The sequence below is a fragment of the Nonomuraea sp. NPDC005501 genome (assembly GCF_040605905.1).
Classification (GTDB): Bacteria; Actinomycetota; Actinomycetes; order Streptosporangiales; family Streptosporangiaceae; genus Nonomuraea.
On record NZ_JBEXDT010000092.1, the window covers coordinates 20,776 to 36,759 of the forward strand.

The following is a 15,984-nucleotide window of genomic DNA, read 5'->3' on the forward strand; positions in this document are numbered from 1 at the left end:
CGCGAGGCGCCCGGCGCCGGCTGCAAGACTGGTTGGACATCCGAAGGAGGTCGCCCATGACCCGCCCCGACAACGCGAAGATCGCCATAACCGGGGCCACCGGCCGCATCGGCGGCCGGATCGCCCGCAGGGTGGCGGCGGCCGGGGCGGCGCAGCGCATGGCGGTGCCGCATCCGGACCGCGCCCCTCAGCTACCCGGCGCGACCACGGCCCGCTGCGCGTACGGTGACCGCGACGCCGCCCGCGCGCTGGAAGGCATCGAGGTGGTCTTCATGATCTCGGCCCCGGAGTCGCCCGACCGCCTGAGCCGGCACCTGGCGTTCGTGGACGCCGCCGCGGAAGCCGGGGTACGGCACGTGGTGTACCTGTCGTTCTTCGGCGCCGCGCCGGACGCCGTCTTCACCCTCGCCCGTGATCACTGGGCGACCGAGGAGCACATCCGTGACAGCGGCCTGTCCTTCACCTTCCTGCGCGACAACCTCTACGCCGACTTCATGCCCGCGCTCGTGGGCCAGGACGGCGTCATCCGCGGCCCGGCGGGCGAGGGCCGGGCCGCGGTCGTGGCCCAGGACGACATCGCCGACGCCGCCACCCAGGTGCTGCTGAACGCCACCGGGCACGAGGGCCGCACGTACGACATGACGGGCCCGAGGTCGCTGTCCATGGCGGAGATCGCCGCGATCCTGTCGGAGACCACCGGCCGCTCGATCACCTACCAACCGGAGACCGTGGAGGACGCCTATCGTTCACGCGCCTCCTACGGCGCGCCTGAGTGGCAGGTCGACGCGTGGGTGTCGACCTACACCGCCATCGCGGCGGGGCAACTGGACGGCGTGAGCGACGACATCCCGCGTCTGACCGGGCACGCCGCCACTCCCCTGGCCGACGTCGTTCCTTAGCAGGCCGACGTCGTTCCTCAGAAGGCCGACGTCGTTCCTCAGAAGGCCGACGTCGTTCCTCAGAAGCAGGTGATGCCGGTCGGGCCGGGCGTGGACGGGCCGTTGGCCTGGAAGCCGAAGGTGGCCGACGCGCCCGGCGCCAGGCTCGCGGCCCAGCTCGGCGCCTTGACCGTCCAGGCGGCACCCGACGACGTGATGGTGGAGCTCCAGGCGTTGGTCAGGGTCACGCCGGCCGGCATGGTCCACGTGACCGTCCAGTTGTTCAAGGTCGTGGTCCCCGTGTTCCGCACGGTGCCGTTGGCCGTGAAGCCGCCCTGCCAGACGTTGGCGACCTGGTAGTCCACGCCGCAGGAGCCGCCGGTGCCGCCGGTGGTCGTGGAGGTCGGAGTGGCGGTGGGCGTGGGGGTGGGGGTGGCGGTGGGGGTGGGCGTGGAGGTCGGGCCGTCCGAGGTGGTGTAGCCGACCTTGGTGTACGGCGTGCCGCACTGCGGGTCGCAGGCCGGCGGAAGCGCGAAGCTGTACACGCGTCCGCCGTTGATCAGCGTGTCCGTGACGTCGCGCACCCGGATCTGGAACCGGCTCGCCCCCGACGTGGTCCCGCCGATGACGTACGACTGACCCATGTCGCCGTTCATCTGAGCCGTCCGCCACGCTCCGTCGGCGAAGTACTCGACGCCGTGAATGCCGTTGGCCAGGTGCGAGACGGAGATAGCGGGCCACCACACCTGGGCGGACCGCAGGAACCCGATGCCGATGTCGCCGCTGTAGTTCGGCGCGGGGACGAACGACCAGGTGACGCGCCGGTTGTTCCAATGGCCGGGATACATGTCCCCGACCGTGGCGCCGTTCTTCACGAACCGGTTGAGCGAGTCCTTGGCCAGGTCCAGGTGGTACGGGTCGTCGCGGCACCAGGCGTTGGAGTCGCCGCAACTGTCGGCGACCAGCATGGTGAGCTTCGCGCCCTTGTAGGCGTCGGCGACCCAGGAGCCGTTGCGGCAGAACGGCTGGTTCTGCGCGCCGTCGTTGGTGCCGGTGCAGAGGTCGCCGATCTCTGCCTGCACGTAGCGGCCGCAGTTCAGCCCGTTGTTCCACAACCCGGCCTTGCTGAGGTTCGCCCCCGTCAACGGCCGCGGGTAGAAGCTGTAGTCGCCGGGCGTGTTGTAGACGTTGAGCGCCACGAAGTCCGGTGAGTCGAGATTCGCCTGCGGCACTCCGCAGCCGCCGTACGGCGCGCCGAGTCCGTCGAAGTAGGTGGCGTTACCCGTCACGGGGCCGGGCGGGTCGCCGGCCGCGCCGGCGGGCTGTTGCGTCAAGGGCACCAGGCCGCCCAGCGCGACCAGGAGACCGGGAAGCAGGAGGGCGAGCAACCGGCGACGGGCGTGACTCATCGGACCCCCTCGATCGGAAAGGTTCGCGAGAACGAACCTCTCCGCAGAGCGCCGGCCGGTCAAGCAGGGGTACGCGCGAGCTGGGCTTACACGCCGACAGAACTGAAACTTTCAGCACTCACCGGAAATCCGCCCACCCGAGACGACCGCGATGCCCACACCGGCGGCGAGGCAGAGCGGCGGTCCCGGCAGTTGTAAGGTATTGCGGCATGGGGGCATGGGAAGGGATGAGCCCTGACCTCATGGGGAGACAGGGCGCGCCCGGCGACGGGAGAGCGGGATCTCCCGCCCCCGCGTGGCAAGCCCCCACCGACATCGAACGGGGTTTGTACGAAGCCAAGATGCGGGGCGACTGGGCTGCGTACTTCGACGTCCTCGCCACCGCGAACCTCTATCACCCGATGTCGCGCGCCAGGGCCGATGCCCAACCCGGCTGGGTCAGCTACACCCCCACGTTCTGGGGCCCGCGGCCCGGCGTCAAGGCCCTTGCCTTCCTCACCGACGGGATGCTCCCGGCACCCGCGCCCGACCCGGTCTTCTTCCAAGACGACCTGGGCGAGCTGGCCCGGAACTGGCCCCAGGACGACGAGTGGCTGGCCGTCAACCCCGGCAGCCCCTGCGAAGCGTTCTTCCCCGCGACCGCCGCCCATCGGCTGACGTGGCGCCGGCACGCCGACCGGATGCCCCACCCTCGCCGAAACGAACTGCGCACGCTATGGACCGGAGGCCCGCTGCACGGCCCGGTCGCTCACGGCCTCGCCTGCGGGGCTCTCCTCTGCGTGAGCAACGCCTCACTCTGGAACGCGATGGGCTGGCACGGCACCGGCTACGTCCGCGAGAGGAAACGCCTCAAGGAGTGGTGGGACATCACCAGCCGCGAGGAGTGGCTGCCGGTCCAGGAGGACCTTCTCAACGGCCGGATGAGCAGCCCGTTCTGGGGGCTGGTCCTGCGGGTACGCAGTGTCCTCGCCCGCGACTTCGGCGGCATGGTCGAGGTGGATCACTGGCGCCAGGCGACCACGCGCGTCATACGGAACAGCGCCGCGGAGAAGGACACCGCCTCCGACGGGGTCACCATGAGCGACTCCGAGACGGAGGCCCAGGTCGCCGGAGCGCAACGCCTCATCGGGCGGATCATCCGATACGAGGCGCGATTTCGTGCAGACGGCCTCCTCGCCGAGGGCAGATTCGTCCACACGGTGGAGGCATGGGACTACGGACGGGCTTCCAAGATGGCCCGGTGGGGACTCGGCGCCCGCTACTGCGACCTGGCGGAGGCCGAACGGGCCGTTCTCCGCGCCGGAAGGCTCAGCCAGATCAACTACCGATCATGGGAAGAGTTCTCGGCCGCCTACGTTCTGGGACGTTGCCTCCATTTCGACGAGGAGGAGTTCGGCGACTGGTACGTGCAGATGCTCAACGCACACAGAATCCTGACGAGCGACCCGAACAGCCCCTGGCTCAACATCCCCTTCAGATGATCGGGCCCGAAATCGGCGATCGGCGACAGACAAGATCGACTATGCTGGTTCGTCCCCCCCGCCTGTGCCCCCGGGAGTCCTGGTGAAGAGGCCCCACCCGAAGTCGCCGTTCGCCGTCGACCCCGTCCTGATCGTCGGCACGGGCCTGTCCGTGCTGCTCGGCGTGATCTTCTACGTCCGCGAGGACACCGCGCAGGCGCTCGGCACCGTCGCCGGGCTCATCGGCGGCGTCATCACCCTGCAGATCCAGTCGCTGATCCAGGACAGGCGCCGGGTCGAGCACGAGACCAGAGTCGGCCAGATGGTCTCCACGATCGACAGGATTCCGTGGATGACCGACCTCATGGAGCCGATGCTGCGAGCGGCCAAGCACGTCGAGCGCCATTACAAGGGGACGCCCGCCGAGGACGCCTGCCGTGCCGCCTTCGAGGAGTGCCTGCGGACCCTCGCCGACCTCGAACGCGGCCACTTCCGCACGCCGTACGGCGACAACGAGGTCTTCCTGCGCCTCATCGCGCAGGCACGCGAGCACATCTGCGTCACCAGCGTCCCCGCCGTTGACCTCACGTGGTGGCGCCAGCCGGTCGGCAGGCAGTACTGGCGGGCCCAGCTGGACGCGCTGGCGCGCGGTGTGAAGATCCGACGGGTGTTCATCTACCACGAGTGGACGGACGACCTCGACGCGCTGGCCCGCGAGCAGCTGGCGGCCGGGGTCCAGGTGCGCCGCGTTCAGGTGGACCGCCTGCCCCCGCCGATGCGCGTCATCACCGGGCTGTGGGACGGGGCGTGCGGGCACGAGCTCAGCTACACGGCGGCGGGCGAGGCGGTGCACGACACGTTCACGGTCTCGCCTCCGGATCTGGAACGCCTGATGCGCCAGTTCGAGATGATCGAGCGGAGCGCGGTCGAGCTGGACGACGAGCCGCGTCCGACTGCCGATCCCGTCGCCTGAGGCCGCCGGCGGTCAGCACCGCCAGAGCGGCCCAGAGCAGCCCGAACGCCGCCCACCGGCTGCCCGGCATCGACTCCTTGAAGACCAGCAGACCGACCAGGAACTGCACGATGGGCTCGATGTACTGCAGCATGCCGGTCAGGCTGAGCGGGATCCTCGTGGCGGCGGCGCTGAACAGCAGCATCGGCGCCGTCATCACGAAGCCGGCGCCGATGCCGAGCAGGGTGTTGACCGCCGACACGTGCCCGAACGTGGCCTGGCCGGTCGCCTGCAGCCACACCGTGTACACCAGGGCGAGCGGGAACACCACGGCCGTCTCCACCATCAGCCCCTCGACGGCCCCGGCGCCCACCCGCTTCTTGATCATGCCGTAGCCGCCGAAGGTGACCGCCAGGCCGACCGCGATCCACGGCGGACCGCCGTACCCGATCGTGAGGACGAGCACGGCGGCGGCACCCAGCCCGATGGCCGTCCACTGGCGGACGCTCAGCCGCTCGCCGAAGACCGCCACCCCCAGCGTGACGCTGACCAGCGGCGTGATGAAGTAGCCGAGCGAGGCGTCGACGACGTGCCCGTTCATCGTGGCCCAGATGAACAGGGCCCAGTTGATCGAGGTCAGCGCGCTGGCCAGGGCGAGCAGGAGCAGGTCGCGCGGGCGGCGCAGGAGCGCGGCCACCTGACGGCGGCGGCCCGTCGCGAGCACCAGCAGGGCGATCGCCACCGGCGACCACAGCACGCGCAGGGCCAGGACCTCAAGTGAGCCGGTGGGCTCCACCAGCGGCCAGTAGAGGGCGGACAGACCCCACAGGACGTAGGCCGCCACACCCAGCAGGACACCACGACGGGCAACGGACATCTGATCAACCTACGCGGTCCCGTAGCCGCATCGTGAACCTCATCGATCGGGCTCGGGGGCGGAGGTCACCCTCGCCGAAGCCGAAATGGACACCCCTCCTGTCGACATATGATCCTTTCAAGTGATATCTGCACGATCGTCGGAAAGGCCGCCATGCCCCACCCCCTCAGCCGGCGGTCCGCCCTGCTGGGCACCGCGGCCGTGGCTGGCCTCGCTCTGTGGGACAACAGACCGGCCGAGGCGGTCGGCACCACCGCATTCGGCACCACAGCGTTCAACACCGCCGCGATCAACGCCGCCGCGTTCGACGCCGCGCGTGAGCGGTGGGTGAGCCTGCTGGCCGGCGGATCGTACGACGCCGCCTACACCGACAAGACCCAGGCGATCGAGGGCTCGGCCAACGCGGTGCTGCGCAAGCTGCAGCCCGTCCCCGGTCGCCCGAGCCTGTGGCGCGACCTGCCGCTCGACGACCCCCGGACGGGCAACTTCAACCGCTCCTACAACCGCATGCGCACACTGGCGCTGGGCTGGGCCACGCCGGGCACCGCCATGCACGGGGACAGGCAGGTCGCCGAGACCGCGGTCAGCGCGCTGGACTTCCTGTACGAGCACGCCTACCACGAAGGGCTCGACCGGCGGGGCAGCAACTGGTACTGGTGGGAGATCGGCGTCCCCCGCTCGCTGACCGAAGCCTGCGCCCTGCTGTACGACGGCCTGCCCAAGGACCGCCTGGAGCGCTGGCTGCGCCCCTTACGCCGCTGGTGCCCCGACCCGGAGCGCCGCGTCAGCCACCCCGGCGTCGTCGAGACCGGCGCCAACCGGGCCGGCAAGGCCATGGCGGTGGCGATGCGCGGATTGCTCACCCACGACGCGCGCCTCATCACGCGGGCCGGGGACGCGGTCTCCGACCTGTTGCGGCCGACCGCGGGACCGGGCGACGGCTTCTACCGTGACGGGTCGTTCATCCAGCACGACGTGTACCCCTACACCGGCAGCTACGGCGTGGACTACCTGGAGAGCGTGGCCAAGCTCATCGCCATGCTCGCGAGGTCACCGTGGGAGATCACCGGCATCGGGAACGTCTACGACATCGTGGACCGCTCGTTCGCGCCGTTCATCTTCGACGGGCTGATGATGGACTGCGTACGCGGCCGGCAGATCTCGGTGCAGGGCCACCGCGACTACCACTCGGGGCAGAAGACGGTCGAGGCCGTCCTCACCCTGCTGGAGGCGGCGCCGGAACGCTATGCGCGGCGCTGGCGACCACTGGTGAAGGGCTGGCTCACCCGCAACCAGGCCTTCCCCTACGACACGCTCGCGCCGCTGGCGAGCGTCGCACGGGCCAAGGCCCTGCTGGAGGACCCGTCGGTGCCGGTCGGCCCGCGTACGACGGGCACGTACGTCTTCGCCGACATGGACCGGGTCGTGCACCGCCGCCCCACCTGGGCCTACGCGATCGCGATGAGCTCGGAGCGCATCGGCGCGGCCGAGGCCATGAACCAGGAGAACCTGCACGGCTGGTACACCGGCGACGGCATGACCTACCTCTACACCGGCGACCTCACCCACTGGAACGACGACCTGTGGCCCACGATCGACCCGTACCGGCTGCCGGGCACGACGGTCGACACCCGCAGGCGCGCCGCTCTCACGCACGGCAAGCGTCGCCTGCCGCCCACCCCGTGGGCGGGCGGCGTGGCGCTTGACGGCGAGTACGGCGTGGCGGCCATGAAGCTGATCGCCGACGGCTCCTCGCTGCGGGCCAAGAAGGCGTGGTTCCTCCTCGACGACGCGGTGATCGCCCTCGGTACCGGCATCTCCGCCTCCGACGGCCGCCGCATCGAGACCGTCGTGGAGAACCGCAACACCCACGACGGGCATCCGCCGCTGACCCGGGGCGACGGCTGGGTCCACCTGTCGGGTACGGCCGGCTACGCGCTGCTCGACGGCGTCGAGGCGAAGGTGGTCCGCGAGAAGCGCACCGGCCGCTGGCGGGACATCGACCAGGGCGCCACCACCGGAGGCGACAAGACCCCCGTCACCAGGCACTACACGACGATCCTCGTCGACCACGGCGTCGATCCGCACAAGGCGCGCTACGCCTATGCCGTACTGCCCGACGCCTCCATCGCGCAGACCGCGGCTTACGGCGGGCGGGTCGAGATCCTCGCCAACTCCGGAGCGGTGCAGGCCGTCTCCCGCGACGACGTGCTCGCCGCCGTCTTCTGGCGCGCGGGGACCGTCGAGACCGCGGACGGACCGCTCGCCGCCGACGGCCCCTGCACGCTGCTGATCCGCCGCGACCACAAGCGGGTACGGCTCGCGGTCTCCGACCCGTCGAGGACCGCCGACGAGGTGAAGATCACGCTGCCCTGGCCGGTGAGATCGGTCAAGGAAGGCGACCGCGGCGTCCGCAAGGCCAAGAAGGCGGTCAAGGTGAAGGTCGGCGGCAGCCGCGGCCACGCCCGCACCGCGGTGGTGCGCGTCTGACCCTCCGGGCAAGGACGCACCAGGTACAAGGTCAGGTCAGGTCCACAGCCACCTCCAGGCGCAGGTAAGCGTCGATCCAGGCCCGCTCGACCGCCTCGTCGGAGTCGCGGGTGCGCGTCGCCGCGAAGGCCGTGACGGCCTGGGCGATGCGGTGCAGCCCGAGCACGGTCAACCGCTGCGCCGCGGCGGCGAGCCGGTCGTCGTAGGTCGGCGGCAGGTGGGACAAGCCGTGATGGGCCACTTCGGCGAGCAGTCCCCGGGTGTCGATCAGGGCCGCGGTCAGCGGTTCGTGCCGGGCGTCCGCGGCGGCCATGAGCCGGCCGCCTGCGTCGGCAGGCTGCAGGTCGGGGACGACGACCCGGCCGCCGACCGCCAGACCGACCGGTTCGATGACGACACCGCCCGCGGTCCGCCCGACCACGCCGCTGACGAAACGCAGCTCGCCCTCCTCACCGGCGAGCACGGCGGCCAGCGAGTCGAGGCGTCCGGGAGCGGCGCCGGTGTGAACGGCCCGCACCGTGGCGGTGTTACCCGCCCGGTCGACGATGACAGCGTCGAGGCGCTGGTCTCCGGGGGCGTAGGCGACGGCCTCCACCCGCGCGACGGCGACGGCCCGGACCAGCTCCGCCTCCACCCTCGGGCGGATGGGCCGGAGCGTGAGGGCGTCGAGTTCACGGCTGAGCGCGGCGAAGTCCGTCACCAGCAGAGACGGCGGCAGCTCATCCCAGTCGCCCCGTGACGGGCTGACCGTCGTCCTGGAGATCCGGCCGGTGGCCAGCCGCACCGTACGGCTGGCGCTGCGGACGGCGGACTCCGTGACCAGGTTGCCGGTGGCCAGAGCGGCCAGCGTGGAGCCGGCGATCCGCCGCCGGGCCGGCGCCACCCCGTCGTCGTCGCCGTCCCACTGGCGGCGGAGGACCAGCACCATGGCACTGTCGCCGTGGGCCAGGTAGACCTCGGCGATCCGCTGGTCGCCCAGACCGCGGATCCGGCAACCCAGGCTCTCCAGCCGGGCCCGGCGCAACGGGGTCTCGGCGGCCTCGGCGGTGCCGAGCACGCTGCTGCGCAGGGTGGCGTCCGGCCGCGTCACCGCCCGGTGCCGGGCGTGCAGCTCGGCGACGTGGCTCGCGAGCAGCTCGGGACGGTAGTGAGCGCTCCGGTCGTGATAGGCGGCCAGTTGCTCGGCGAGGTCGCCGACGGCCAGCAGCGGCCAGCGCGACCCGGCGGCGTCCAGCCGGCGCCGCACGTCGGCGATGGTGGCCTCAAGGCCCTGACCGAGATGCGCCGCGCCCTCACGCAGGACCGTGCCGGCCAGCGCCAGGGCCGGCTCCAGCCCGGAACCGGCACCGGCGCCGGCCTCGCCGCCGACGTCGACGCGCACCTCGGGGACGCCGGGGTGCAGCTCGTCGGCGGCCCGGAACGCCCACACCGCCAGGGCGACGACGTCATCGCGGGTACCGGCGACGGCGTCGGTGTGGACGAACCCGAGGTCGCCGGGGACCAGGAAGCGCACGGTCGCGGCGGCCAGCTCGACCTGCGGCACCGGATCGGCGGAGGTGGCGCGGCGGACCCGCGCGGTGAATCCGGCTCGCTCCGTACGGCGAGCGGCGGCCACCAGGCGGGCACCGATCCTGGCGGTGAGCTCGTCGTCGGTCACCTGCCCCGGTGACCAGGGCAGGGGCTCCGGGGCAGGCTCAGCGGGCAGCCGTTGGTAGGCGAGGACCACCCCGACGACGTGCCGGCAGACGCCGGTGGCGCCGCAGGTGCAGCGGGCCACGTCGAGGCCGCCGGGAGGCAGGGCCGCGGCCACGCCGTCGGGGAAGCTGCCGTGCACGGTGCCGTCAGCGTCGGTCCGGAGCTCCGGCGCGGCCTCCTTGCCGGCACGTTTGACCAGGCCGCGGTTGGTGAGCGCGGCGAGGGAGTCCGCCGTGAGCCCGAGGAGATCCGTCCTCATCGGCCCACGTGCTCCGCCACGAAGGTCGCCAGCTCGCCGGGTGTCATCGCGCCCACATAGGCTCCGGCGTCGGCCAGGCGCTGCGCCAGCTCCCGGTCGTAGGCGGGATTGGCCTGCTCGTCGAGGGCGGCCAGGCCCAGCACCTTGCTGCCCTGGGCCACCAGGTCGCGCACGACGCGCACCAGCCGGTGCGGATCACCGCCCTCGTAGAAGTCGGAGATCAGCACGACGATCGCCCGGCGCGGCCGGTCCACCAGGCCGGCCCCGTACGCCGCCGCGCGGGCGATGTCGGTGCCGCCGCCGAGCTGGACCTTCATCAGCAACTCCACCGGATCGTCCACGTCGGCGGTCAGGTCCACCACTTCGGTGTCGAAGGCCACCAGGTGGGTGCGTACACCGGGCAGCCCCCACAGGCAGGCCGCGGTGACCGCCGAGTGGATCACCGAGTCGACCATCGACCCGGACTGGTCGACGAGCAGGATCACCTGCCACTGCTCCAGGTGGCGGCGGGTGCGGGAGAAGAAGAACGGGGTCTCGATCACCACCTTGCCGGTCTCGGGCTGGTAGCGGCCGAGGTTGGCGCGCAGGGTCTTGGCCATGTCGAAGTTGCGGGCCAGCCGCATCCCGCCGGACCGTCGCACCTTGGTGCCGGTGAACGCGCTCCTGACCTCGGTGGCGAGCTTCTCCATCAGCTGCCGTACGACCTGCTCCACGATCCGCCTGGCAAGCCGCAGCACCTGCGGGTTCATCAGGTGCTTGGTCCGCAGCACCGCCTTGAGCAGCGCGGGATTGGGTTCGATGCGCGCCAGCACGGCCGGGTCGGTCACCACGTCATGGATCTCGTAACGCTCGACCGCGTCACGTTGCAGTCGTTCGACGGTCTCCTTGGGGAACAGCGGGGCGATGTCGTCGAGCCAGTCGAAGGTCGTCAGCGTCGACGGGCCCGTCCCGCCTTGCCGTACGCCACGCCGGCGCAGGTCGTCGTCGCGGCCGTAGAGCCAGTCCAGCGCCGCGTCACGGGCGGCGGCCCGTGCGTCGAGCTGCCGCCCGCCGAGGCATGCGCCGCCGGGCTCGCCGAGCAGCAGGCGCCACCGTTCCAGGGTGGGGTCGGTCATGGGGTGATCAGTCCTTCCCGGCGCAGTGCCGCCTCGACCCGCTCGTCCAGTGCCATACCGGCGGCCACCAGCTCCGGCGCCGCGTCCAGCCGCATCAGGTCCCATCCGGACGCGCCGCCGGCGCGCCGCTCGACCAGGCGAGTGGCGATGAGGTGCCGCTCGCGGGGCGGGAAGAAGCCGAACGCCTGGCGCAGCGCGGGCAGGGCCACCAGGAAGTCGTCATCGGTCATCCCTCCGACCAGCTCGTCGAGCAGCTCCAGCAGGCCGGCGGTGTGCAGCACCTCCTCGCGGGCGAGCGCGAACAACCCGGCCAGCCAGTCCCCGGCCGACGCCGGGACGAACGCGCCGCGCACCGCCCGCGCGGGGTCCGCGGCAGCCGTACCACGCAGTGACCAGCCCAGACCCAACGACGCTCCGCGCAGGTCGGGTGGCGCCTCGCGGGCGGCGGCGAGCCGGTCGGCGACGCCCAGCGCCGCGTCCGTGTCCAGCCCGAGCGACGGGCCGGCGTGCCTGAGGGCGTCACGGACGGCGGTCATGGCGTTGATGCGCTGGAGGTCGGCCGGTGCGGGGCCGCCGCGCACGCCTTCGGCCAGCCACAGCGCCCGGCGCGTGGCGGCCTGGACGACCGCGCCCAAGGTGGTGCTGCCGCTGGTGCGGAACAGGTCGTCGTGGCGCCACATCGCCAGGGCGACGGTGAGGGTGCGGCCCAGCGATGCCAGGTCGGCCGTCGCGCCGACAGCCCGCGCCAGGTCGTCCAGCACCTGTCCGGTCAGTTCGCCGATGCCGCACAGCGCCGTGTCGAACAGAACGTCGGCCAACTGGTCCAGGTCCGCGCCCGTGATCCGTTCGGCGAGGGCGGCAGCCGCCGCCTCCTGCGGGTCCACGCCGTACCCGCCGGCCTCGATCAGAGCGGGCAGCCGGTCGTCGGACTCGGTCAGCGTCCATCGCTCGACCAGCTCCGTGCCGCCTGCCGGGCGGGGTCCCGAGGTGCGCCCCACTCCGGGGATCCCCAGCACCCGCAGCCGGTGCAGCAGCCGGCTGCGCTCGCGGTCGGCTTCCCTGCCGAGGTCGAGCCGTTCCTCACCCGGGCCGCCCAGTACCGCGAGAACCGCGTGGACCAGCGGTGGCAACGGGGTCGAGTGATGCAGGCGGCCCACCCGGTCACCGCTGAGGGCCGCGATCATCTCGACGATCACCGGATGGTGGCCGGCCCGCAGCGGGCCACGGGTCGCCCAGGGCAGCGGGGTCTCGATCGCCTCGCTGACCAGCGCGCCGGCCAGGCCGTCCAGCACATCGACCCGGGCCGGATGCGGATGACCGCGCATCAGCGCGATCCCCTCCGCGGTGGCCCGGGCGGCGATCAGGTCCGCGGTCGACACCGGCTGGCGCCGGGCGCGCAGCCGGGCCGTCACCGCCTCGGTGAGCCCGCGCGCGGCGGCGGCGGGACCGGACTCCCACAGGTGCTGGTAGTAGCCCGGCGAGGGCATACCCGACTGGTAGCCGTCGAAGGCGTCCAGCCGCCGGAACGAGTACGGCACCAGGTAACTGCCGACGACCGCGTCCGCGGGCGGCCGCGGCACCTCCGGCCGGCCGCGGTCACCCTGCTCGGCCAGCCGGACCAAGGCGGGGCGGTGGAAGCCGCCCGTGACCACGACCACCGGCCTGTCGCCCGCGTCGGCGACGGCGGCGCGGATCCACTGCGCCATGTACGCCTCGCGGGCCAGGTCGTCCGGCCCGGCCTGCGTGTCGCCGCGCACCAGGTCGAAGTAGGTGGCCAGCCGTTCGGCCAGCCCGTCGGCCGGCTCGATCTCGAACAGGTGGTCCCACAACGCGTCCGCGTTGTCCACGGCGAAGGTACGGCACAGCCGTCTGGTCACCTCGCTGTAGCGGGCCTCGGCGTCGGCGTAACGGTTGCGGACCTCGGCCAGCGCCGGATGCCAGGCGGGCAGGTCGATGAAACGCAGCTCGGAGCCGACCTCACGGCCCGCGGTCAGCGCCGCCCACTCCGGGGAGTAGTCGCACAGCGGCGTCCATGAGCCGTGCCGTCGTTCCCGGTCCCGGTAACTGGTGTAGACCGCGATCGGCAGCTCATGGCCCAGCAGGAGCTCGTCCATCCGGTGGTTCATGTCCGCCGGGCCTTCGACCAGCACGTACGCGGGCCGTACGGAGTGAATGGTGTCGGCGACCAGCCGGGCGCAGGCGGGACTGTGGTGCCGCACGCCGAGGAATGTGACCGCCATCGTCAGCCCGGAAGCAGGTGGCGGGCCTCGTACAGGGCCTTCCACTGGTCGCCGTGCCGTTTCTGCTCCAGGTACCTGCGGAGTTTCGCCAGGTCCTCCGGGTTGTCCTTGGCCGCCGTACCGGCCAGGCAGGAGACCAGATCGGCGGGGGTGCCGGGCTCTCCGCGCAGGAACCAGCCGCGCAGTCCGACGGCATGCGCGACCGAGACGGCCTCGGCGGTGCTCATCACCCCGGACAGCCGGTCGGTGGCGTCACCGCGCGCGGTCTGCCCCTCGCGCAGCTCGCGGAAGGCGGTGACCAGGACCTCCAGCACGTCGCGCCGTGGCGGCGCGCCGACGCCTGACCGCTTCAGCAGAGCGGTGGCCTCCGCCTCCACCAGCAGCAGCTCGGTGTCGAAGTCGGCGATCGGGAAGACGGTCTCGAAGTTGAACCGGCGCTTGAGCGCGGCGCTCATCTCGTTGACGCCGCGGTCGCGGGTGTTGGCGGTGGCGATGACGGTGAACCCCTCCTGGGCGAACACCATCGCCTCCGGACCGGTCAGCTCCGGCACGGCGAGCACACGGTCCGACAGCGGCGACAGCAGGCAGTCCTGCACCTCCAGCGGGCACCGGGTGATCTCCTCGAAGCGCACCACCTTGCCCTCGGCCATGCCGCGCAGCAGCGGAGCGGCCACCAGCGACCGGGTGGACGGGCCCTCGGCGACCAGCAGCGCGTAGTTCCACGAATATTTGATCTGGTCTTCGGTGGTGGCCGCTCCGCCCTGGATGGTGAGCGTCGAGGTTCCGCTCACCGCCGCGGCGAGCAGCTCTGACAGCAGCGACTTCGCTGTGCCCGGCTCCCCCACCAGCATCAGCCCGCGGTTGGTCGCGAGCGTCACCAGGGATCGGTCGATCAGTGAAGGATCACCCACGAACTTGCGGCTGATGCCCAGCTTCTCGTCCCCGAGGACGAAGCGCCGGGCGGCGCGCAGGCTCAACGCCCAGCCGGGCGGTCGGGCGTCGGTGTCGTTCTCCCGCAGCCGGGCCAGCTCGCCGGCGTAGCGGATCTCGGCCGGGGGCCGCTGGACGTGCTCGTTCATCGGGTGATCTCCCGCAGGTCCCGCAGGATCTCGGAGACGGTGATCGGGTCGAGGCCGTCGAGGCCGTCGAGGCCGACCCCCTCCAGGGTCTGCTCGTCGGCGAACTCGTGGTAGCCGATCGCGATGCCCGGCAGGAGACCGATCGTGATGGTCCTGCCGCCGGGCACGTCACGCTCGATCCAGCACTGGATGCCGGCGTCCTGTGGCGCGCCTCGCCGCCAGCCACGTCGTTCCAGGCCGATCACCTTGCCGGTGGGGATCTTGGCGGCGCTGATCTCGGACAGCAGCGTCTCGTCCGGCTGACAGGTCTCCCGGCCCAGTTGCGGGAACGGCTGCAGGATCTCGTAGTCGGCGAACATCTCGGCCCACGCGGCCAGCTGCTCCCCCAGCTCCAGCGGGTGCGCCACCCCTACGACGGCCTCGTCGGGCAACGTCAGCGTGTCGTCCTCGACATCGGCGAAACTGCGGTCCTCGGCCACGCGCAGGGCGCCCGTGAGCAGGCCCGAGGGGTCGTAGAGGCCCCACACCAGCCGCCGTACGATGTGCCAGAGCAGCGGGTGGCCGACGAGCAGCCGCTTGAACTCCGCACCGCTCCAGCGGCGCCGGTTCACCATGGCCTGCTCCAGCCGGCGGATGTTGTCCGCGGCCACGGCGCGGACGTCCTTCTTCAGCCCGGCGAACCGCTGGTGGGCGGCGGGCGCGAGCTCCGGATCGTCGTTCGCCCCCGGCTTGGGCAGGTTCTTGAGCCGCTTCCCCGCCGCGTCGGTCACGTACGGCTTGAGCTGCTCGTCGAAGCCGACGACGAACTGCCTGCGGCCGTAGTCGAGGGTCAGGCTGCCGTCGGCGGACAGTCCGAAGGTCGGCACCAGCCGGTCGGCCAGCTCCTGCGACGTCAGGCCGAGCCCCGCGGCGACCTCGTCCATCTTCTGCCTGGCCCGGTTCTTGAGCCCGCTGAACTTGACCTTCTCGGCGATGCCGTGCAGGTGCATCAACGCGACCTCGGAGCCGATGCCGGCCAGCAGGTCCAGACCCGCGACCGCCCGCGCGTGCCCGCCCTCGCCGGGCCAGGTCCTGATCAACGGCGTCAGCCGTCGGACGGTCTCGTCGTCGCCGAGCAGTGCCAGCGCGTCCATCATCCAGCTCTCCTTGGACGGGTAGCCGGCCGCCTGCCAGCGCTGGAACAGCGCCCAGCCGAAGTCCGCGAGGCTGCGGCTGTCGCAGGCCTCCTTGACCAGGGCGAGACCGGCGTACGGATCACCGGGCCGGGAGATCGCCAGCATCGTCATCACGTGGCGGGCCGCCTCGGCCGGCAGCGCACCCGCGTCGCCGCGCAGGTGGATCGGTGTCAGGACCGCGACGTCCGCCCACTCGGGCAGCACGGGCAGCTTGGCGGGCAGGGCGTCGAGCGGGTCGGCCGCGAGCAGCTCGGCGATCGCGGCCTCGGCGACGGGTTCGTTCCTGGCGTTCGTCGCGCTGATCTGCGCGGCCCTGTTCCTGGAGCACTCCTGCCGCATCCCGGACGGCCCGGAG

The 15,984-nt window shown here is 71.9% G+C and carries 11 protein-coding genes; 4 read left to right on the forward strand and 7 right to left on the reverse strand.

The annotated features are described in order from the left end of the window. The first annotated feature begins 56 nt into the window (after nt 1–56). Entirely contained in the window at nt 57–899 is an 843-nt protein-coding gene (locus ABZS51_RS33820; RefSeq protein WP_355449758.1) for an SDR family oxidoreductase, read from the forward strand. A 59-nt stretch (nt 900–958) separates the two neighbouring features. Here the strand turns inward: ABZS51_RS33820 and ABZS51_RS33825 are convergent, their stop codons facing one another. Beyond that, nucleotides 959–2,287, reverse strand: coding sequence for a cellulose binding domain-containing protein (locus ABZS51_RS33825; protein ID WP_355449761.1), 1,329 nt, complete (start codon nt 2,285–2,287; stop codon nt 959–961). 341 nt (nt 2,288–2,628) lie between these two features. On the opposite strand from ABZS51_RS33825, the gene ABZS51_RS33830 reads away from it, so the two are divergent. Both ABZS51_RS33830 and ABZS51_RS33835 read left to right on the forward strand, forming a co-directional pair. Beyond that, nucleotides 2,629–3,768, forward strand: a complete 1,140-nt coding sequence (locus tag ABZS51_RS33830; protein ID WP_355449764.1) for a DUF1266 domain-containing protein — start codon at nt 2,629–2,631, stop codon at nt 3,766–3,768. Nucleotides 3,769–3,850: 82 nt separating this feature from the next. Next, complete coding sequence (locus tag ABZS51_RS33835; protein WP_355449767.1) at nt 3,851–4,720, forward strand: hypothetical protein; 870 nt, start codon at nt 3,851–3,853, stop codon at nt 4,718–4,720. Here ABZS51_RS33835 and rarD read toward each other — a convergent pair. Continuing rightward, the gene (rarD, locus tag ABZS51_RS33840) at nt 4,608–5,576 is read right to left on the reverse strand and encodes an EamA family transporter RarD (protein WP_355449770.1); all 969 of its coding nucleotides are present in this window, start codon (nt 5,574–5,576) and stop codon (nt 4,608–4,610) included. The genes ABZS51_RS33835 and rarD overlap by 113 nt on opposite strands. A gap of 153 nt (nt 5,577–5,729) precedes the next feature. Between rarD and ABZS51_RS33845 the strand changes: the two genes are divergently transcribed. After that, entirely contained in the window at nt 5,730–8,066 is a 2,337-nt protein-coding gene (locus tag ABZS51_RS33845; protein ID WP_355449773.1) for a polysaccharide lyase 8 family protein, read from the forward strand. 31 nt (nt 8,067–8,097) lie between these two features. On the opposite strand, the gene ABZS51_RS33850 is transcribed toward ABZS51_RS33845, so the two are convergent. From ABZS51_RS33850 to ABZS51_RS33870, 5 genes are all read right to left on the reverse strand, one after another. After that, on the reverse strand, nt 8,098–10,020 hold the full coding sequence (locus tag ABZS51_RS33850; RefSeq protein ID WP_355449776.1) for a hypothetical protein: 1,923 nt from the start codon (nt 10,018–10,020) through the stop codon (nt 8,098–8,100). Then, nucleotides 10,017–11,135: a VWA domain-containing protein gene (locus ABZS51_RS33855; RefSeq protein ID WP_355449779.1), complete on the reverse strand. Its 1,119-nt coding sequence runs from the start codon at nt 11,133–11,135 to the stop codon at nt 10,017–10,019. Before ABZS51_RS33855 ends, ABZS51_RS33850 begins: the two co-directional genes overlap by 4 nt. Then, the gene (locus tag ABZS51_RS33860; RefSeq protein ID WP_355449782.1) at nt 11,132–13,354 is read right to left on the reverse strand and encodes a DUF5682 family protein; all 2,223 of its coding nucleotides are present in this window, start codon (nt 13,352–13,354) and stop codon (nt 11,132–11,134) included. Before ABZS51_RS33860 ends, ABZS51_RS33855 begins: the two co-directional genes overlap by 4 nt. Nucleotides 13,355–13,377: 23 nt before the next feature. Then, nucleotides 13,378–14,454, reverse strand: a complete 1,077-nt coding sequence (locus ABZS51_RS33865; RefSeq protein ID WP_310712136.1) for an AAA family ATPase — start codon at nt 14,452–14,454, stop codon at nt 13,378–13,380. Beyond that, on the reverse strand, nt 14,451–15,984 hold a 1,534-nt coding region (locus ABZS51_RS33870; protein ID WP_355449785.1), incomplete at its 5' end, for a DUF4132 domain-containing protein. The genes ABZS51_RS33870 and ABZS51_RS33865, both read right to left, overlap by 4 nt.

Coding starts and splice junctions, on each gene's coding strand:
- ABZS51_RS33845 (WP_355449773.1), top strand. CDS start 5,730: ATGCCCCACCCCCTCAGCCGGCGGTCCGCCCTGCTGGGCACCGCGGCC.
- ABZS51_RS33855 (WP_355449779.1), bottom strand. CDS start 11,135: ATGACCGACCCCACCCTGGAACGGTGGCGCCTGCTGCTCGGCGAGCCC.
- ABZS51_RS33825 (WP_355449761.1), bottom strand. CDS start 2,287: ATGAGTCACGCCCGTCGCCGGTTGCTCGCCCTCCTGCTTCCCGGTCTC.
- ABZS51_RS33830 (WP_355449764.1), top strand. CDS start 2,629: ATGCGGGGCGACTGGGCTGCGTACTTCGACGTCCTCGCCACCGCGAAC.
- ABZS51_RS33865 (WP_310712136.1), bottom strand. CDS start 14,454: ATGAACGAGCACGTCCAGCGGCCCCCGGCCGAGATCCGCTACGCCGGC.
- ABZS51_RS33820 (WP_355449758.1), top strand. CDS start 57: ATGACCCGCCCCGACAACGCGAAGATCGCCATAACCGGGGCCACCGGC.
- rarD (WP_355449770.1), bottom strand. CDS start 5,576: ATGTCCGTTGCCCGTCGTGGTGTCCTGCTGGGTGTGGCGGCCTACGTC.
- ABZS51_RS33850 (WP_355449776.1), bottom strand. CDS start 10,020: ATGAGGACGGATCTCCTCGGGCTCACGGCGGACTCCCTCGCCGCGCTC.